Consider the following 18,552-nt stretch of genomic DNA (forward strand, 5'->3'; position numbering starts at 1 on the left):
GGTAAATAATATGGCACTAACAAAGAAAATACAAATTGATGGACAAGATGTTATCTTTCGTGCATCAGCAGCAATACCAAGAATATATAGATTAAAATTTGGCAGAGATATTTTTAAAGATCTAATGGCTTTGGAGAAATCCATCAAGAAAAATGATAAGGACAAATCCGATTTAGACATAGGATCTTTAGAACTGTTTGAGAACATAGCCTATGTTATGGCAAAACATGGTGACGATTCTGTGCCGGATGATCCAACAGAATGGCTCGACAACTTCTCCACATTTTCAATCTATCAAATCCTACCAGAGTTAATAGAACTTTGGGGACTTAATATTAAGACGGAGGAAGTTTCTAAAAAAAAGTAAGACCAACTGAAAGATCAATGACTACGCCCTTGTTTCTATTAAGGGCAGTGGAACTCGGTTTATCTATTTCTGATTTAGATTTATTAACTATAGGTCTAGTGAACGATATGTTTACAGAAAAAAATAATGATAGTTATAAATACAAAGAAGTAGCCACACAAGATGACTTCGATAAATTTTAATTGTATTGACATAGTGTAGGCGAATGTAGTATAATTAATTCAAAAGGAGGAGTATTATGGCTAAGTCAGCAAATTTAAATATCAGAATGAAACCGGAAATCAAAGATAAAGCAGAGGAGATTCTCAATGCCTTAGGTATACCCCCATCAAATGCCGTGGATATGTTTTATAGACAGATAATTCTTAACAAGGGCTTACCATTTAATGTAAAATTACCGGATGCAAAACTTGTTGATATTTCAGATATTTCAAAAGATGAACTAAATAAAACGCTAATGGAAGGTATACAAGATTTAAAAGATGGTAAATTTGAAAATGTAGATGATGCTTTTCAATCAATTTATGAACAAATATGATTAAGCACAACATTATAATATCATCTAAAGCAAAAAGAGATATACTCGATATATATGAATATATTTCTGAAACATTGAATTCGGATTTATCTGCTTTAAGGTTAGTTCAAAAAATAGAAGAGTCGATTAGGGATCTTGAGCAAATGCCCGAGAGGTTTAAAAGATACAAAGATGAGGATTTATATAGTGAAAATATAAGAATTTGTCCTGTAAAAAATTACCTTATATTTTACCGAGTTAATAATGAGAAAAGTCTAGTAGAAATAATCCGCATATTATATTCAAAAAGAAATTACGAAGATATTTTATAAGGCATCTAGAAAAACTAGGTGCTTTTTTGATGTTCAAATTTAGGGGGTGAGAGATTGGCAAATAGAATAAAAGGGATCACTGTTGAAATTGGTGGAGATACAACCAAACTTCAAGACGCCCTTAAAAAAGTTAATACTGAAATAAAGCATACTCAATCAGAACTACGTGATGTAAATAAGCTTTTAAAAATGGATCCAGGCAACACTGAACTTATCTCCCAAAAACATAAACTACTAGGACAGACTTTAGAGGAGACAAAGAACAAGCTTAATTCATTAAAAGAGGCACAAAAACAAGCGGAACAGGCTCTTGCTGAAGGAAAGATTTCACAGGAACAATATGATGCCCTTAAACGTGAAATTATTGAAACAGAACAAGCCTTAAAATCTCTTGAAAGACAAGGAGCAACTACTAATCAAACTCTTCAAAATATAGCTATTACTGGGGAAAAATGGCAAAATACAGGGCAAAATATAGAAAACGTAGGAAGAAAAATGATGCCAGTATCTCTTGCAGTAGCAGGTCTTGGAGTAGCAGCTGTAAAGACTGCGTCAGATTTTGACTCCGGTATGTCTAAAGTAAAAGCAGTATCCGGAGCAACCGTTTCTGACTTTGATGCACTAAGAGACAAAGCTCGTGAAATGGGAGCAAAAACAAAGTTTTCTGCAAGTGAAGCGGCAGAGGCTATGAACTACATGGCAATGGCTGGTTGGAAAACTAAAGACATGATTGGTGGTATTGATGGCGTTATGAATCTTGCTGCAGCAAGTGGTGAGGATTTAGCAACTACCTCAGATATCGTTACTGATGCCCTTACAGCCTTTGGTTTAAAAGCAGAAGACTCATCTCACTTTGCAGATGTTCTTGCTGCTGCATCATCTAATGCCAACACCAATGTATCCATGATGGGAGAGACCTTTAAATACGCAGCACCAATTGCCGGTTCTCTTGGATACTCTGTAGAGGATACTGCTCTTGCTATTGGACTAATGGCAAATGCAGGGATTAAAGGTTCGCAAGCTGGTACATCGTTAAGAAAGATAATGACAGAACTAAATGGAGAGTTAACCTTATCAGGACAGAGTTTTGGAGAAGTGAGTATCCAAACTACCAACACTGATGGTTCTATGAGATCTTTAAATGATATCTTAATGGATTGTAGATCTGCTTTCTCACAGATGAGTGAATCAGAAAAGGTGGCAAATGCTGAAGCACTTGTAGGCAAACAAGCTATGTCAGGTTTTCTTGCCATTATGAATGCAGCGCCGGAAGATGTAGAAAAACTATCAAGTGCAATAAATAATGCAGATGGAACAGCAGAAAAAATGGCTAAAACAATGCAGGATAACTTAGGCGGGCAGCTTAAGATATTACAATCTGCCCTAGAGGAACTTGCTATTTCCTTTGGAGAATTATTTATGCCTGCTGTTAGAAAAGCAGTAGATATATTAACAAAACTGGTAAATGGACTTAACGCCCTTCCAGGACCAGTAAAAGGTGTCATTGCAGGTATAGGGCTTTTTGTAGCAGCATTAGGTCCTGTCCTTATGATTGTAGGAAAACTTGTATGGTCAATAGGAACTATTATGACTAAAGGACCTATAATAGTTGGTGGAATTACAAAAATAGTAGGGGTATTTACAGGCACATTAATTCCAGCAATCACTGCAGTAGTATCAACCATAGGAATTGTTCCCATAGCTATTGGTGCAGTAATAGCTGGTCTTATTCTTTTATGGAAAAAATGCGACTGGTTTAGAGAAGGTATCATCTCCATTTGGGAAACCATCAAAGAATCAACAGTCACTATTTGGAATGGAATAAAAGACTTCTTTGTAAATCTATGGCAGGGAATATCCGACTCATGGATTTCTTCATGGACGGCAATTACAGAATTTTTAAATGATTTATGGACTGGATTTGTAGAAGGAATAAAATCTTTATGGCAAGGAGTAAAGGACTTCTTTTCCAATCTATGGATGGGTATTTCAGAAGGTTGGAATAGTATATGGGCTTCAATTACTACATTTTTAACTCAGTCTTGGAACACTTTTATTGAAGGAGCAAAGACTCTATGGCAAGGCTTAGGAGAATTCTTTACGAGTTTATGGACTAGCGTTCAAACTACCTTTTCAACCATTTGGACTGCTATTCAAACAAAAACATCAGAAGTCTTTAATGCAATAGGAGAATTCTTTAAAACCACTTGGAATAATATTAAGACCTTTATTTCTACAACTCTTGATGGAATAAAGCTAAAGATAGAGACTATTTGGAATGGACTAAAAGAGTTTTTAACAACAGTTATCACAGCTATTGGAGAATTTATTTCTACATCCTGGACCAATATAAAAACGACTATTGAGACTATCTTGACTTCTATTAAGACAATCCTTGAATCAATCTGGAATGGGATAAAGACCTTTATCTCATCAACGATGAATAATATTAAGACTTTTGTTTCATCTGCTTGGAATTATATAAAGTCGACTATTTCGTCTGCGGTGAATACTGCAAAGTCAGCAGTATCGTCTGCATTTAATTCCATGAGATCAAGTATTTCATCTACCATGTCAAATATTCAATCTACAATTAGAAATGGATTTAATAACGCTGTAAACTTCATAAAGAATCTTGCATCTCAAGCTTATTCATGGGGTGCTGATTTAGTTAATGGAATTGCTAGAGGTATTCGAAATGCCATAGGAAATGTAGTATCTGCAGTTTCAGATGTAGCATCAACCATCAGGTCTTACTTACACTTTTCAGTTCCAGATGTTGGTCCACTAACTGATTATGAATCTTGGATGCCAGACTTTATGGAAGGCTTATCAAAAGGAATAGAAAAGAGTAGAAGACTAGTTCAATCTTCTATGAAAAATGTCGCAAGTGATATGGTTTTAAGTCCAAATATATCAGCTATTGGCATAGGCGGATACGATAAAGAATCCGCTGTAAATGGAATTGATATAGGAAGACAGATATCGGATGCACTTGCAAATATAAATGTTAAATCGGAAAACGCAGGAGATATAATTATACCAGTTTATCTTGGAGGTACACTCCTTGATGAGGTAATAGTAAGTGCTACAATGCGTAAGAATTTAAGAAGTGGAGGTCGTTAGTTTTGAAACATCAATCATATTTAATCATTGAAGGAATAGATCTGCCTCTACCTAATTCTTATGATTTGGAATTTCGTGACATTGAGGCAGATACAGGTGGAGAGACGGAGGCAGGTACTATTCAAAGAGATATTGTAAGAAGTAAGGTTGCAAGCATATCAGTGGTGTTTTCATGTAGCCCTAAGCTAGTAAAGACTTTAAGTAAATTATCAAATAAGTCTAATCTAACAGTGAAATTCTTAGATACAGAAACGTTGGAACTAAAAGAGACACAAATGTATATAGATAAGTTTCAAGTCAAACTAATAAAAGATACTTCTTATAAAGGATTGTGGGAAGTATCTTTTAATTTAGAAGAATACTAGGAGGTGGTGGATTGTATCCTACAAGCAATGAATATAAAATAGCCATAAAAAAGAATTCTCGTAAATTTTATTGGACGGGAAATATCATTTTGAAAGATGAAACGATTATTCCCTTTATAAATAAAGATATATTAAAAGGTTCAGGGTACATTCACAGGTCATCTTCCGGCTCTACTGAACTGGAGATAGGAACTGTCTATGCTGGAGAATTTGGTATTAGTCTATTTTCTGATATAGATAGATATTCTCTTGAGGGTTCAAGGCTTGAATTATTCTACCATCAAGAATTAGAAAATAAGACAACAGAAACCATACCAATGGGAATCTTTGATGTTACAGAGGCTAATCGTTCTAAGAAAATATTAGAACTTAAAGGTTATGACTATATGTTACGTTTTGACAAGAACTTCCCTGTAACAGATACCTTTGGTACAGCATATGAACTTCTAAGTCTTTCATGTGAAAAGTGCAAGGTAGAACTAGGTATGACAGAAGATGAAGTGAAGTCCCTTGTAAATGGAGAAGAAGTTCTCGCCATTTATCAAGACCATGATATAGAAACCTATAGGGACTTCATCCATTATATAGCATCGACCCTTGGAGCTTTTGCGGGGATTAGTCGTGATGGCAAGTTGGCATTAAAGAAATATTCTGAAAGCATCTCAACGGAAATTAAAACAACAGAGCGTTTTTCATCATCTATTTCTGACTTTAAAACAAGATACACAGCTATCAACTCAACAAATGCAAAAACAAAAATAGCTGAATACTACTCTTTAGAAAATGATGATGGACTAACTATGAACCTTGGAATAAATCCATTGATGCAGTTAGGTCTTCCGGAAAAAAGAAAGAGGATGTGTGAGGCTCTTCTTACAGAAATATGTAAAATTCATCACACACCCTTTGATATGGTAACCATAGGCGACCCCAGTCTTGATGTTGGAGATAGGATAGCTATTTCTTATGCAGAAGAAAAGATTGAAGGGCTTATAACTGACATAGAATACAAGATAAATAGCAAGCATAGAATTCTTGGTGTAGGTAAGAATCCATATTTATCTAAAGCTAAGAGTAAGAATGATAAGAATATAGTAGGACTGTTAAATCAAATTGAATCTGAAAAGTTAGTAGTTCATTCCTATTCTAATTATTCAGCTTTTAAATTGACTACTACAGATACACCAATCATCAGAATAGAATTTGCCTCCAATAAAGAAACGGAGGCTTTATTTAATGCATCAATCTTATTAAACATTGTCTGCGGTACAGAAGAAAAAACTAAGAAGATAAAAAGAAAGGTTATTCAAAAGACTGAAATTTTAACTGAAGATAAGAAGTCTTATGATCCACCAAAGTTTGAGGAGAAAGAAGTTATTGAGGAAGTTGAGATTATAGAGAATGTTGAATTACCTACTAGACTTGTTATCACTTATGTATTCAACGATACAAAAATAGAACATCACATTTCAAAAGAAATTTACCTAAGTGGAAACCATATTTTAAATCTTTTTTATCCCCTAACTAAACTTCAGGAAAAAACAATGAACAACTTCTCGGTACTTGTTCGATTAGAGTCAGGGCAAGCTATGATTGGAAAAAATAATGCTATTGCAGCAATATCTGGTCAATCTCTAGGTTCAACAGAGGCTTGGGATGGAAAGATAAAAATTGATGAAACTTGGAAGAGAATAAAACTTGAACACTCATTTTTGCTTAGAAAATTAAAAGATGAATACAAAGTAGAAAAACAAGTTCCAACACCGATTATATTTAATGAAAAAGTAAGAAGATTTAAATATCAAGGACTAAGTCTTGGAAAATATAAAGAAGAAATAACTACAGAATTTAAAGATAAGGAGGAAGAAAATGCTCAAGGGTAAATCAGTCATTGAATTAACTGATGTCAAAACTAAAAAGAAAGAAGTGTACGAAGATGAAAACCTAATAACAAATGCAGTCTCAGATATACTTAGACTTAATCCATCAGGACTTATGTATCCCTTACATGGTTCAGGAGAGGCGGAATTTAAAGATGAGATTTTTCCTGTAGCTAATAGACTCTATGGAGGGATTTTACTTTTTGAGAATCCATTAGAAGAAGATCCTAATAATATTATTCCACCATCAGATAATTCTATTATTGGATATGCATCAGATAATGTGAACTCTACAGATAATCCGTTAAGAGGTTCTGCAAATCTAACAGAGACAGTTCCTTTGGAGGATGGATATAAGTTTGTCTGGGACTTTTCTACATCACAAGCTAATGGAAGAATTGCATCGCTCGCCTTGACTCACTATAGAGCTGGGAGGTTTTATTATGGAAATAGCTTCAGTAGAAATGCCTGCTTACTATTAAATAGAACATATTTAGATGTTAATAAGGAAACTCAAAGAGCATATATAGGCTTAGTTGAAGGGAATCCTACTGATAATACATTTATATCCTTATGGCCAAGAGAGAATAAGACTCTTGAGATAATAAAATTTAAAGAAGCATATTCAAGTATTGGTTTGACAGATTCAGTTTTAGGATCAAGATTTCAAGAAATAGAGAAGACAGCAATAGACTTAACTGAGTATTATGGAGACTTCTATTATTGGAATGACGGAAGTTTTTACGATGGAAAAGATGGATATTGGTATGGATTTTTAACTAAATCCAACTATGATAGCGGGTTAATTAGACGAATAAAGATAAAAAAGGATGATTATTCCACACAAGTAGATCAATGGGATTTAGGTGATATTAGGTTGGATGACCTAGGATCATACCCAAGTAAGGATTCAAATTATGCTTACAGGTCTATAGGAAGTGTGATAAAGGAAGGATATCTTTATGCAATAAATAGAGATAGAAAAAGAATATATAAAATAAATATCAATAATCCTGTAGATATATCTTATATGGATATGGGTTTTAAGTCTGACTTTTCGCAAGGAGGAAACACCTATAGTTACTTGTATCAATGGGGAGATCATATACTAGGCTATGATTTTAGTATAACTAAGGATGATAAGATTATAAAAAACTATGGAAAAGATTACTCAGGAACACCTTATCCTTATGTAAGCACTCCTACAATTGAGATGGGACCATTTAGAATAGGATATGGTGTTAAGAGCGGTACTTTGTATAAAAACTTATACCTTCACACGCCATATCTTGGAACAATTAATAACCTATCAAGTCCAATATTAAAGACAGCAGATAAGACCATGAAAATAACTTACACACTAACAGAGGAGGAATAAAACAATGAATAAATTTTTAGAAACAGTAAAGATTTGCTTTGCAGCACTAGGTGGCTACTTAGGTTTTTATCTTGGTAGTATTGACGCATTTATTTACACCTTAATTGCATTTGTGATAGCAGACTATATAACAGGAGTATTAAGAGCGGGAGTCGAGAAAAAGCTATCATCAGCTATAGGATTTAAAGGAATAGCAAAAAAGATAATGATATTTATAGTTGTAGGAATAGCAAACCTATGCGATGTTAATTTAATTAAAGGTGATGGAACCGCTGTAAGATGCGCCATCATCTTTTTTTATATAGCAAATGAAGGACTTTCTATTTTAGAAAACTCTGTAGCCTTAGGACTTCCCGTTCCGGAAAAACTAAAAACTCTATTAGAACAATTTAAGGAGGACAAATAAATGAGTAATAGTAAATTAGTAAATATGGTAAATTACAGCCCAAATCATAGTGGAAGAAGAAATCAACCAATCACAAAAATTGCCATCCACCACACGGCCGGAGCAATTAATGCAGCAGTAATAGGAGAAATATTTAAACCAAGGTCAAGACGGGCATCATGTAACTATGGGATTGGGAAGGATAATAAAGTCATATTATGTGTTGATGAGAGCCATAGATCATGGTGTACTTCTTCATCATGGTGCGATAATCGAGCAGTTACTATTGAAGTTGCAAATTCAAGTAATGGTGGCAATTGGCCAGTAAGTGATGAGGTTTTAGAAACTTTAATCAAACTAGTAACTGATATTTGTAGAAGAAATGGAATCAAGAATTGCACATACACTGGAGGAAAAGATGGTGTCCTTCAAAAGCATGAGTGGTACTCCAATACAAACTGTCCAGGACCATACCTTGGAAGTAAGTTTCCATATATTGCAAGTGAAGTAAATAAAAGACTTAGAGGAAATAACTCTATCAGCAAATCAACAAACAACTTATATAGAGTAAGAAAATCCTGGTCTGATGCTAAAAGCCAGAAAGGTGCATTTAGAAATTTAGATAATGCCAAAAGATGTGCTGATAGATTTGGACTAAAAGTATTTGATGCAAATGGAAAGATAGTTTATTATCCAGTTGGCAAGACAATCGACCAATTAGCTAGAGAAGTTATACGAGGTGATTGGGGCAATGGAGAGGAGAGAAAAAGGAGATTAACTAATGCTGGATATGACTATTATGCAGTTCAAAAAATAGTAAATCAATTAATATTATAGAAAGAATCATGCCTGTGCCAACTTATGGTACAGGTATTTTTTTGGATTTATTTAAATGTAATTTGTAATTGTAAAAGGCTTCAAAAATAATTTGAAATATGATATAATTTCTAAACAGAAACTATATAGAATAGGGAGATCAAGTTATGGATTTAAAAGCAACACTTATAGAATTACAGTGCGAAATGGTTGCAGAGAGAAGCCTTGTCAATCCAAAAGAAATTACATGGCTTCAATATGATATTTTATATCAAGTTGAAAAAGAAGGAAAAATTTTACCTTCAGGATTAAGCTTAATCTTAGGAGTATCCAGGACTAAATTATCAAAGGCTTTGAAAGAATTAAAAACAATGGGCTATATTGAGCAAATACCAAATAAATTAGATGGAAGAGAGCTATATACTTTTCTTACAGATAGTGGCAAGGATTTGCTAATAAATATTTCAAGAAAACACATGACCCTTTACGAAATAGCTATAAAATCTTTTACAAATGAGGAGCAAGAAAACTTTATTGATTTATCCAATAAATTCTCAAAGGAACTTAGAAAGGCTAGAATAAGAAAAGATGAATGATTATATAGAAGTAAAAAATGCTAGAACAAATAATTTGAAAAACATTTCTGTAAAAATCCCAAAACATAAGCTTATAGCGATTACCGGAGTATCTGGTTCGGGAAAGTCTTCCTTTGTTTTTGATACCATAGCAAGTGAATCTCAAAGACTTTTAAATGAAACTTACTCGAGTTATGTTCAAAACTTATTACCTAAATATAAAAAACCGCCTGTAGATTTCATCTCAAATCTTCCTGTTTCTTTGGTTATAAATCAAAAGAGAATTCGAGGTAATTCCAGATCAATAGTAGGTACAGTTACGGATATATATTCAGATTTGAGACTTTTGTACTCTAGACTTGCTCGACCTTTTATAGGTTATTCTATGAAATATTCATTTAATAATCCAGCAGGAATGTGCAAGACTTGCCAAGGACTAGGAGAAGTTAACTCAATTGACGTTAATAAATTAATAGATTTTGATAAATCTTTAAATGGTAATGCAATAAATTTTCCAACATTTAAAGATGGAGGATGGAGATTAACTCGATATACAGAATCGGGATATTTTGACAATGATAAAAAAATATCTGCCTATAATAAAGATGAACTTGATTTGCTTTTATATTCTCAAAAAATAAAACCTGAAAATCCAAACCCTAATTGGCATAAAACAGCTAAATATTTTGGCGTGATTCCAAGAATTATGGAAAGTTTTGTAAATGTAGAAAATCCACAATGCAAAAAAGACTTGGATAGGATTTTAATAAAAGAAACTTGTCCGACTTGTCACGGAGCAAGACTTAATGAAGAAGTTTTAAGTGCGAAAATAAAAGGGAAGTCTATAGCAGATTGTACCAATATGGAAATTAATGATCTCTTTGATTTTGTAGCTGAAATTAAAGATGAGAATGTTAGTGAAATTACTCATGGATTAAAAATTAAATTAAAAAGTTTATCTCTTGTTGGTCTAGATTATTTAAAATTAAATCAACCTACCACAATTTTATCCGGAGGAGAATCCCAAAGAATAAAGATGATAAAATATCTTAATAGCTCTTTGTCTGATGTTTTATATATTTTTGATGAGCCAAGTGTAGGACTTCATCCGGAAGATATAAAGGAAATTATAAATATTTTTAAAGGACTTAAAGATAAGGGAAACACTGTCTTATATGTCGACCATGATTTAGATATGATTAAAGAATGTGATTACCTTATAAATTTTGGAGAAGGGGCAGGAAGACAAGGAGGAGAAATAACCTTTCAAGGAAGTTACTCTCAATTATTAAAGTCTAGTACAATAACTGCAAAGTCATTTTTGAAAAAGCATCTTATAAATGAAGAAAAGAAAGACTTCCTAACATTCTATGAATTAAATAATGTTTCCAAAAATAATATAAAAAATATATCTATTAAAATTCCTAAAAATGCTCTTACCCTAGTAACAGGGTTAGTAGGTTCAGGAAAAAGCACCTTGATAAGAGAACTTTTTAAAGATAAGTATCCTGATTCTACAATTTTGGATCAAAGTCTGCCGGTAGGTTCCAGTCGTTCTAACATTGTCACTTATTTGGGAATATATGATGAGATTAAAAAAATATTTAGCAAAGAAAATAAGGTAGACAAGTCCTTATTTTCAGTAACAGGCAAAGGAGCCTGCTCTGAATGTAAAGGGAAAGGAACTATTAAACTCGACTTAGCTTATCTGGGAGACTCTGAATATATCTGTGAAAAATGCCAAGGCAAAAGATTTAACGACAAGGCTCTTTCTTATTTATATAGGAGTAAGAATATTAGTCAGGTATTTGAATTGACAGCTATAGAAGCTAGGAAAATGTTTTATGACAATCCAAAAATAAATGCAGTTTTAGAGTCATTAATTGAAGCAAACTTATCCTATATTAAGCTTGGACAAACCCTTGACACTTTTTCTGGTGGAGAACTTCAAAGACTAAAGATAGCTCAAATGCTATTAAATAATATATCTGAGATAATAATATTGGATGAACCTACTACTGGACTTCATGAATCAGACATAGAGAATTTAATGAACCTTATGCATGAATTAATAAGAAAAGGTTATACTCTTATAATAATTGAACACAACCTATCTGTAATTAGCAAGGCGGATTGGATCATAGATCTTGGCCCAAAGGGAGGAAAACTTGGAGGGAAATTGATGTTTCAAGGTTATCCTATAGATTTTATTAAGTATAGAAACTCTTATACAGCTGAACATTTAAGACAATTTATTAATAGAGGTAAAATTATCTCATACGATTGATATTTATAAATAAGCATAAATTTTTGTATGCCTGTGCCAACTTATGGTACAGGCGATTTTTTATTTCTAAACCTTTTAACGCTTTTTAAATAGGGGTGTGCAAACTGGTATTATAGTCATTTCAAAAAGTCATGCATTAAATTGTATCAAAGTAGTGAGAGTCTTAGATCCATGTTGTGGAACGGCAGGATTTTTAATTGCAGCTATGCATGATATGCTGCAAAAAACAGATGATGATTTTGAAAAAGATAATATTAGAAAAAATCAACTATTTGGAATAGAAGATCAGTCGTATATGTTTACTATTGCTACTACGAATATGATTTTAAGAGGAGATGGCAAAAGTAATCTTGAAAATCAAGATTTCTTAAAACAAAATCCTGCTAAGCTACAATTAAAAGGCTGTACTGTTGGAATGATGAATCCCCCTTACTCTCAAGGGTCAAAAGATAATCCTAATTTATATGAAATATCTTTTACTGAACATTTACTTAATTCACTTGTAGAAGGAGCAAGAGTTGCAGTTATTGTACCTCAATCTACAATGACAGGTAAGACAAAATACGAAAAAGAAACTAAGGCTAATATATTAAAACATCATACACTTGAAGGTGTAATAACCTTAAATAAAAATACTTTTTATGGAGTTGGAACAAACCCATGCATAGCTATTTTTACTGCTGGTATACCTCACCATAAGGATAAAATTTGTAAATTTATTAATTTTGAAGACGATGGATATGAAGTTGCAAAGCATATTGGACTTATCGAAACTCCATCAGCAAAAGACAAAAAGCAACATCTTCTTGATGTATGGTTTGATAGAGTTGAAGCAGAAACAAAATTTTGCGTAAATACAACAATAGAAGCTGATGATGAGTGGTTACATTCGTTTTATTATTTTAATGATGAGATTCCAACAGATGAAGATTTTAAAAATACAATTGCTGATTATATTACATTTGAAGTTAATATGATTACTCATGGAAGAGGATATCTTTTTGGGGTTAAAGATGAAGAAGAGGAATCATTTAACGATAATTCTTTATTAGCTGCTGAAGATAGTGAAGAATATGAAACAAAATAGATTATCTTTAAATGATGTGGAGTGGGGAGAGTTTAAGATAAAAGATATTTTTGAAGTTTATTTATCTAAAGGAGATAACAAGGCTGACTTATTAGATTGTGGAAATATACCTTTAATTTCTTCTGGGTTTAACAGTAATGGAATAACAAAATTTATTAATCGCGGTGATGGTATAAGTGAAATTATCCCTAAAAATACTATTACTGTTGATATGTTTGGTAAAGCCTTTTATCAAGATTTTGATTATTATGCTGTATCACATGGAAGAATTAATATCTTATCTCCTTTATATAACCTTAACAAAAATCATTTATTATTTTGTATAAATTCAATAGATAATGCCACAAAGAATATTTTTTCTTATAATAGAATGTGTTCAAGTTCAAGATTAAGTAAATTAAAAATATTATTACCAGTGTGTAATAAAGGCAATCCCAACTGGCAATTTATGGAAGACTATATTAAGCAAGAGCAAAAAGACATTGCACAGAAAGTTATAGATTATTATGAGCAAAAAATGCTTGAAACATCTTTTGATTTAGTAGGACTTGAAGATGTTGAATGGAAAGAATTTAATTTCAATGATGTATTTAGGAAAATACAGAGAGGAAAAAGACTTAAAAAAGACGATCACATAGATGGTAATACGCCATATATTTCTTCAACGTCTTTGAATAATGGCTTAGATGGATTTATTGGAAATTATGAAAATCTAAGGAAATTCAATAATAATATTACACTTGCTAATAGTGGAAGTGTTGGCTCTTGCTTTTATCATGAATATGAGTATATAGCAAGCGACCATGTTACTTCCTTAACTTTGGATAAAGCTGATAAATACATTTATCTATTTATGGCTACAATAGTGAAAAGACTCGAAGAAAAATATTCTTTCAATAGAGAAATAAATGACAAAAGAATAAAAAATGAAAAGTTTATCTTACCCACAGATAAAAATGGTGAACCTAACTGGGCATATATGAGCAAATTTATGCAAAAAATAGAAGCTAAAAATCTTCAAAAAGTGCTTGAATATATATATATATATATAAGTTAGCCATTTCTTATGAGAAAAAATTACTTCCACTTCACAAAAAAGAGTGGAAAGAATTTTGGCTTGAAGATATTGTTGATATTGAATCAGGAAAAGATATTTATGAAAGGGAAAGAATTGATGGAAATATCCCTTATGTAACAGCAACAGCTCAAAATAATGGTATTGGTTATTTTGTTAATAATATAAATAAAACTTTAGAAGAAAAAGCAATAAGTGTAAATCGAAATGGATCTGTAGGTTATGCTTTTTACCATGATTATAAAGCTTTATATGGAAATGATACAAGAAAGCTAATTCCTAAATATAAAAACAAATATTCTTCTTTATTCTTAACAACAGTCATAACTAAACAAAAAGAAAAATATGGATATGGTTATAAAATGGGAACTGGAAGACTCAAAAGGCAAAAGATATTATTGCCTATCAATGAATTAGGAAATATTGATTTTGCTTATATGAAAAAATATATGCAAATAGGAGAAATAAAAGAAGAGTACAAAATCCTAGACTACTATTACAAATTGTTGAATTGATAAATTAGACCGCAAGAATAGCATAAAACTTGCGGTTTTTTATGTTAGAAAAAAATTTTTCAAAACAACAACCTAAATCAATCTCAAAAGGTTGATTTAGACTTAAGAATAGTATATAATATATGCAAGGAGGATTGAATATGCTTACACAATTAGGAATTTTCTTAAGAAAATTAAGATTAGACCATGGCGAAATAATGAAAGAAATGGCAAAAAAACTTGATGTCAGCTCCTCATTTTTGTCAGCGGTTGAAAATGGTAAAAAGAAAATGCCAGATTCTTGGTATGAAATTATAGTTAACTTGTATAGTCTTGACCAAGAACAACAAGATAAATTAAAGAAATCTATAGAAGAATCTCAAAAATCAATAGAGATTAATTTGAATGATTTGAATTCTAAAAAGAGAAATTTAGTATTTTCATTTGCAAGAGAATTAGATAATTTAAATGAAGAAGAGGTGGATAAAATGAATTTATTTTTAAAAAAGGATGGTGAGTGATATAGGCGGATATATAGCAGCTCCTTTATCTAGAAAGGATTTAAGAAGAATGGCTTATGAGCTTAGAAAGTTATTTGGGTTTGAAAATAAGCTTGATTTTCCTATAGTACAAGTTATAGAATTTTTATCTAACAAAGGAGTGTTTAACTTAGAAATATGTTCTATTGATGAAATGGGGACAAAATATGGGGAAACTGTGCCGTCAGAAAACTTAATAAAATTACGAGAAGATATTTATGAGAAGGCTTGTGATAATGATGGATTTTCAAAATCAACATGTTCTCATGAATTACTTCATTGGTTAATACATGGAGAAGAAACAGTGTCTTTTTGTAGAAGAGAGGAAGATTTAATGAAAAGAAGAGTCTATGAAGATCCAGAGTGGCAAGCAAATTGCTTTGCTGGTGAGTTGCTTGTACCAAAACATATTGTAAAAGGCATGAGTATAGATGAAATTATGGAAAAATGCAATGTGACTTATAGGATGGCTCAGTATCAATTAAGTAAGTATGAAGAAGAAGGATGGGGAAATGATTAGAAAAGAAAAAAACACACTTATTAGATTGTTGGCGCAAACTAAAGTATGTTCTTTAAACTGGATTTTATTTAATAATTCCAAATTAATTATATCAAATCCAGTTTTAAAAATCAATGATTTAAGAGCTGGAGGGTGTAATGAGAAAAAAGCAAATCAAAACAGTTTTAAATGTTAAATTACCAAGAAAAGGTTTAAAAGATAATTTCAATGCATTTATGGTTGAAAATTCGGAATTTGAAGGTAAAGATGATATTCCTATTTGTCCATCAACAATGATGAGATTTCCAACTAAAATTATAACATTTGAAGAAGCAAGAAAAGAAATAAAAAAAGAAGATCCCGATTTTAAAGCAACGGTATGTTTTAGTAAAGATGATTATAAGTTTGATTCAAAAAATAGTGGGATTTGGGTTAAACCTTATGAATGGCTAAAATTTTTAACACCATTTGAGGCGGTAGTGCAGCCAGATTTTTCCACTAATAGTGATTTTCCAAAAGTTATTGCTAAATATAATACGTACAGAATGAGAACAGTTGGGTGTTTTCTTGCTAATAATGGTATTCCAGTCATTAATAATTATAGATCAAATGGAGTTTCTAGTTTTGATTATTGTACAGATGGGATTCCCGAAAATAGTTTAGTTTTTATAAGTACGCATGGTTGTATTAGAGATAAATCTAATCGAGAAAGACTAAAACAAGGGCTAAATTATCTAATTTTGAAGAAAAAACCATCTGCAATAGCGATTTATGGGAGAGTACCAAAAGAAGTAGCAAACACTTTAAATAGTAAAAAAATTCCTTTTAAAACCTATAAAACAGATTTAGATAGAAGATTGGAAGAGTCTTATGAGTAAACCATCTTCAGGACTATTTCATGGAACTAATGGAGATAAAGAAGAATCTAAACAAATAGAATTTAATTTATCAAATATAAATGATAATATCAAAAAATTAGAGAAAAAGTTTCAAAAAACTAAGTCTGGATATTTTGGTGAAAGTGGCAAAAGTTCTAAAGTAAGGGTAATAAAGTCTAATAATCAATATAAAACAGCTCAAGAATTTTGGAAAATGCTTTCTAAAGGCGGGAATATTAAAATATTACCTAATAAACATGGATTATTAGTGAATTTTTCTGATGGTAGTTATGCGACTTATAGAGTTAAAACATCAACAAAAGATAGTCCTGCAATGGAAATTAATATTAAAAATGCCAGCGATACTAAATCACAGAAAATTCATTTTATCTTAAAGGAGGATAATTAATGGGGTTAATTATTTCAGATAAGGGTTTAGAAACTTTAAAAAAGATTAAGGGTAAAATAATAGTAAATATATGTGCTGATGATTGGAAAGATTATAATAGAAGTTATGGAAATATAAAGATAGAATTACAAAACTGTTTTATAGAAATAGAAAATGATTATAGATTAGTACCATATTTTGGAACAGAAGAAGAGTTGGCAGGCTATGACGCTAAAATATTGAAAGATAATAAGTTTGATTATTCTGTTATGGAAGAAGATCTCTATACAAAAGAAATTAATAAGCAAGTTGTAGGTATAAATATAATACGAGATACTATTATGATTGATTATAAAGATGAAGATAAAAATGAAGTTTATAAAATAGATCAAGCTATTATATTCGATTTTGGAATTATGAAATTTTGTATTTCGCAAACTTCCATTTTTACTCCTATGTCTAAAATAACATTCTCTGAAGATGTTGAAATGGAAATAAAATCTATAGAAGAGGTAAAATCTGAGTGGATAGATGATGATTTAGATACTGAAGTAAAGTCTCCTAAATATAAGGTTCATGTAAAGCGAAAAATATTAGAATTATAGATAGTGGTTATGCATATATTAAAAAAGTATTGGTACTGGGACTGAAAATTTAAAAATATCCTATAATTAGGTGGATTTAGTGATATTAGAAAAAATAAAATTATGTATTTTGAATGCTTCTGCACCACTCGTACATTTGCAAAAGAAGAGTGGGAGTAGTAGCAAAAAAATAAAAAATCTTGTAAATTCAATGGTTGCAGAAGATAAAAAACTGTAATTGGGATTAAAATGGGAACATTTGTTAAAAAGAATAAATTGAATAATAGTCCCAAGTGGTTTGCATTTGGACAAAAAATTAGGGGCTGTTGCAAAAGTCCTATCATAGAAAAAAGACGAGGAAAATATGAACTGGCCCCAAAAGTTGGACCTAAAAAACAACTTAAGGAGGTCAGTTTTTTAATGGCAAAATACAGTACAGAATTTAAAATGATGGTCGTAAAAGAGTATCTAAAAAACACAATAGGATACAGTCAATTAGCTAAAAAATATAAAATACCACAAGAATGCATAGTAAGAAAATGGGTAAATGCGTACAAATCTCAAGGCTATGAAGGTCTAAAAGTGAAAAGAGAGAATACAAAATACACTTTGGAATTTAAACTAAATGTAGTAAACTTGTATCTAACAGGAGAAATGTCCTATCAAAGCCTAGCAAATGAACTTAAATTCAATAATCCAACTTTAATATCGAGATGGGTAATATATTTTAGAAAAAAGGGAATTGAAGGACTAAAATCAAAAAAACGAGGAAGACCTTTAAATATGCCTAAAAAATCAAACTAAGAACGAAGAAAAAAAGATATTAGAAATCAGAAAAGAAAATCCAAACTATGGATATAGAAGAATAACAGCAATGTTAAAAAGATTAGGATTAATCATAAACAAAAAGAAAGTACAAAGACTAGTACAAAAACTAAAAATACAAGTAAAGAGCTTTTCCAAAAAAACAAGAAAATATT

Annotated in this window: 24 protein-coding genes; all 24 read left to right on the forward strand. The window is 31.4% G+C overall.

What is annotated here, in order from left to right; genetic code table 11:
• The coding region (locus SOR60_RS09960) for a hypothetical protein (protein WP_320595857.1) at window positions 1-367 on the forward strand (367 nt) is incomplete at its 5' end.
• Between the two features lie 17 nt (window positions 368-384).
• Entirely contained in the window at window positions 385-549 is a 165-nt protein-coding gene (locus SOR60_RS09965; protein ID WP_176270266.1) for a hypothetical protein, read from the forward strand.
• 56 nt (window positions 550-605) lie between these two features.
• On the forward strand, window positions 606-905 hold the full coding sequence (locus SOR60_RS09970) for a type II toxin-antitoxin system RelB/DinJ family antitoxin (protein WP_176270265.1): 300 nt from the start codon (window positions 606-608) through the stop codon (window positions 903-905).
• Window positions 902-1,216, forward strand: a complete 315-nt coding sequence (locus tag SOR60_RS09975) for a type II toxin-antitoxin system RelE/ParE family toxin (protein ID WP_176270264.1) — start codon at window positions 902-904, stop codon at window positions 1,214-1,216. The genes SOR60_RS09970 and SOR60_RS09975 overlap by 4 nt, the downstream gene beginning before the upstream one ends.
• Window positions 1,217-1,270: 54 nt before the next feature.
• Window positions 1,271-4,342: a phage tail tape measure protein gene (locus SOR60_RS09980; protein WP_320595858.1), complete on the forward strand. Its 3,072-nt coding sequence runs from the start codon at window positions 1,271-1,273 to the stop codon at window positions 4,340-4,342.
• 2 nt (window positions 4,343-4,344) lie between these two features.
• Window positions 4,345-4,707, forward strand: a complete 363-nt coding sequence (locus SOR60_RS09985) for a hypothetical protein (protein ID WP_176270262.1) — start codon at window positions 4,345-4,347, stop codon at window positions 4,705-4,707.
• Window positions 4,708-4,796: 89 nt separating this feature from the next.
• Window positions 4,797-6,590, forward strand: a complete 1,794-nt coding sequence (locus SOR60_RS09990) for a hypothetical protein (protein WP_320595859.1) — start codon at window positions 4,797-4,799, stop codon at window positions 6,588-6,590.
• Complete coding sequence (locus tag SOR60_RS09995) at window positions 6,577-7,965, forward strand: hypothetical protein (RefSeq protein WP_176269700.1); 1,389 nt, start codon at window positions 6,577-6,579, stop codon at window positions 7,963-7,965. Before SOR60_RS09990 ends, SOR60_RS09995 begins: the two co-directional genes overlap by 14 nt.
• Window positions 7,966-7,969: 4 nt before the next feature.
• Window positions 7,970-8,371, forward strand: a complete 402-nt coding sequence (locus tag SOR60_RS10000; protein WP_176269699.1) for a phage holin family protein — start codon at window positions 7,970-7,972, stop codon at window positions 8,369-8,371.
• Window positions 8,372-9,187 (forward strand): N-acetylmuramoyl-L-alanine amidase, encoded by an 816-nt coding sequence (locus tag SOR60_RS10005; RefSeq protein ID WP_320595860.1) that lies wholly within the window; start codon window positions 8,372-8,374, stop codon window positions 9,185-9,187.
• Between the two features lie 146 nt (window positions 9,188-9,333).
• Window positions 9,334-9,762 carry a MarR family winged helix-turn-helix transcriptional regulator gene (locus SOR60_RS10010; protein WP_176269697.1) on the forward strand — a complete coding sequence of 143 codons (429 nt, stop codon included), beginning with the start codon at window positions 9,334-9,336 and terminating at the stop codon, window positions 9,760-9,762.
• Entirely contained in the window at window positions 9,755-12,028 is a 2,274-nt protein-coding gene (locus tag SOR60_RS10015) for an ATP-binding cassette domain-containing protein (RefSeq protein ID WP_320595861.1), read from the forward strand. The genes SOR60_RS10010 and SOR60_RS10015 overlap by 8 nt, the downstream gene beginning before the upstream one ends.
• Window positions 12,029-12,125: 97 nt before the next feature.
• Entirely contained in the window at window positions 12,126-13,115 is a 990-nt protein-coding gene (locus SOR60_RS10020) for an HsdM family class I SAM-dependent methyltransferase (RefSeq protein ID WP_216629214.1), read from the forward strand.
• Window positions 13,102-14,172, forward strand: a complete 1,071-nt coding sequence (locus tag SOR60_RS10025; protein WP_320595862.1) for a restriction endonuclease subunit S — start codon at window positions 13,102-13,104, stop codon at window positions 14,170-14,172. The genes SOR60_RS10020 and SOR60_RS10025 overlap by 14 nt, the downstream gene beginning before the upstream one ends.
• A 2-nt stretch (window positions 14,173-14,174) precedes the next feature.
• Window positions 14,175-14,705: a restriction endonuclease subunit S gene (locus tag SOR60_RS10565; protein ID WP_326831251.1), complete on the forward strand. Its 531-nt coding sequence runs from the start codon at window positions 14,175-14,177 to the stop codon at window positions 14,703-14,705.
• A gap of 140 nt (window positions 14,706-14,845) precedes the next feature.
• Entirely contained in the window at window positions 14,846-15,205 is a 360-nt protein-coding gene (locus SOR60_RS10030; protein WP_154541740.1) for a helix-turn-helix domain-containing protein, read from the forward strand.
• A complete protein-coding gene (locus SOR60_RS10035) occupies window positions 15,198-15,743 on the forward strand; it encodes an ImmA/IrrE family metallo-endopeptidase (protein ID WP_216629213.1) in 546 nt (181 codons plus the stop codon). The genes SOR60_RS10030 and SOR60_RS10035 overlap by 8 nt, the downstream gene beginning before the upstream one ends.
• Window positions 15,736-15,918: a hypothetical protein gene (locus SOR60_RS10040; protein WP_154541742.1), complete on the forward strand. Its 183-nt coding sequence runs from the start codon at window positions 15,736-15,738 to the stop codon at window positions 15,916-15,918. Before SOR60_RS10035 ends, SOR60_RS10040 begins: the two co-directional genes overlap by 8 nt.
• Window positions 15,881-16,600 (forward strand): DUF4417 domain-containing protein, encoded by a 720-nt coding sequence (locus tag SOR60_RS10045; protein WP_154541744.1) that lies wholly within the window; start codon window positions 15,881-15,883, stop codon window positions 16,598-16,600. Before SOR60_RS10040 ends, SOR60_RS10045 begins: the two co-directional genes overlap by 38 nt.
• Window positions 16,593-17,009: a hypothetical protein gene (locus SOR60_RS10050; protein ID WP_154541746.1), complete on the forward strand. Its 417-nt coding sequence runs from the start codon at window positions 16,593-16,595 to the stop codon at window positions 17,007-17,009. Before SOR60_RS10045 ends, SOR60_RS10050 begins: the two co-directional genes overlap by 8 nt.
• On the forward strand, window positions 17,009-17,593 hold the full coding sequence (locus SOR60_RS10055) for a hypothetical protein (RefSeq protein WP_320595863.1): 585 nt from the start codon (window positions 17,009-17,011) through the stop codon (window positions 17,591-17,593). The genes SOR60_RS10050 and SOR60_RS10055 overlap by 1 nt, the downstream gene beginning before the upstream one ends.
• 79 nt (window positions 17,594-17,672) lie before the next feature.
• Window positions 17,673-17,810, forward strand: coding sequence for a hypothetical protein (locus SOR60_RS10060; RefSeq protein ID WP_154541750.1), 138 nt, complete (start codon window positions 17,673-17,675; stop codon window positions 17,808-17,810).
• Window positions 17,811-17,992: 182 nt separating this feature from the next.
• On the forward strand, window positions 17,993-18,376 hold the full coding sequence (locus SOR60_RS10065; RefSeq protein WP_320595864.1) for a transposase: 384 nt from the start codon (window positions 17,993-17,995) through the stop codon (window positions 18,374-18,376).
• Window positions 18,377-18,392: 16 nt separating this feature from the next.
• Window positions 18,393-18,552, forward strand: a 160-nt coding sequence (locus SOR60_RS10070) for an IS3 family transposase (protein WP_320595865.1), incomplete at its 3' end; no start/stop codon positions are given.

The sequence above is a fragment of the Anaerococcus porci genome (assembly GCF_034090325.1).
Taxonomy (GTDB): Bacteria; Bacillota; Clostridia; order Tissierellales; family Peptoniphilaceae; genus Anaerococcus; species Anaerococcus porci.

Bases quoted from the DNA above. Each gene is read 5' to 3' on its own strand.
- SOR60_RS09965 (WP_176270266.1), top strand. From the start codon at position 385: ATGACTACGCCCTTGTTTCTATTAAGGGCAGTGGAACTCGGTTTATCT.
- SOR60_RS09970 (WP_176270265.1), top strand. From the start codon at position 606: ATGGCTAAGTCAGCAAATTTAAATATCAGAATGAAACCGGAAATCAAA.
- SOR60_RS09975 (WP_176270264.1), top strand. From the start codon at position 902: ATGATTAAGCACAACATTATAATATCATCTAAAGCAAAAAGAGATATA.
- SOR60_RS09995 (WP_176269700.1), top strand. From the start codon at position 6,577: ATGCTCAAGGGTAAATCAGTCATTGAATTAACTGATGTCAAAACTAAA.
- SOR60_RS10000 (WP_176269699.1), top strand. From the start codon at position 7,970: ATGAATAAATTTTTAGAAACAGTAAAGATTTGCTTTGCAGCACTAGGT.
- SOR60_RS10005 (WP_320595860.1), top strand. From the start codon at position 8,372: ATGAGTAATAGTAAATTAGTAAATATGGTAAATTACAGCCCAAATCAT.
- SOR60_RS10010 (WP_176269697.1), top strand. From the start codon at position 9,334: ATGGATTTAAAAGCAACACTTATAGAATTACAGTGCGAAATGGTTGCA.
- SOR60_RS10015 (WP_320595861.1), top strand. From the start codon at position 9,755: ATGAATGATTATATAGAAGTAAAAAATGCTAGAACAAATAATTTGAAA.
- SOR60_RS10025 (WP_320595862.1), top strand. From the start codon at position 13,102: ATGAAACAAAATAGATTATCTTTAAATGATGTGGAGTGGGGAGAGTTT.
- SOR60_RS10030 (WP_154541740.1), top strand. From the start codon at position 14,846: ATGCTTACACAATTAGGAATTTTCTTAAGAAAATTAAGATTAGACCAT.
- SOR60_RS10040 (WP_154541742.1), top strand. From the start codon at position 15,736: ATGATTAGAAAAGAAAAAAACACACTTATTAGATTGTTGGCGCAAACT.
- SOR60_RS10045 (WP_154541744.1), top strand. From the start codon at position 15,881: ATGAGAAAAAAGCAAATCAAAACAGTTTTAAATGTTAAATTACCAAGA.
- SOR60_RS10050 (WP_154541746.1), top strand. From the start codon at position 16,593: ATGAGTAAACCATCTTCAGGACTATTTCATGGAACTAATGGAGATAAA.
- SOR60_RS10055 (WP_320595863.1), top strand. From the start codon at position 17,009: ATGGGGTTAATTATTTCAGATAAGGGTTTAGAAACTTTAAAAAAGATT.
- SOR60_RS10065 (WP_320595864.1), top strand. From the start codon at position 17,993: ATGGCAAAATACAGTACAGAATTTAAAATGATGGTCGTAAAAGAGTAT.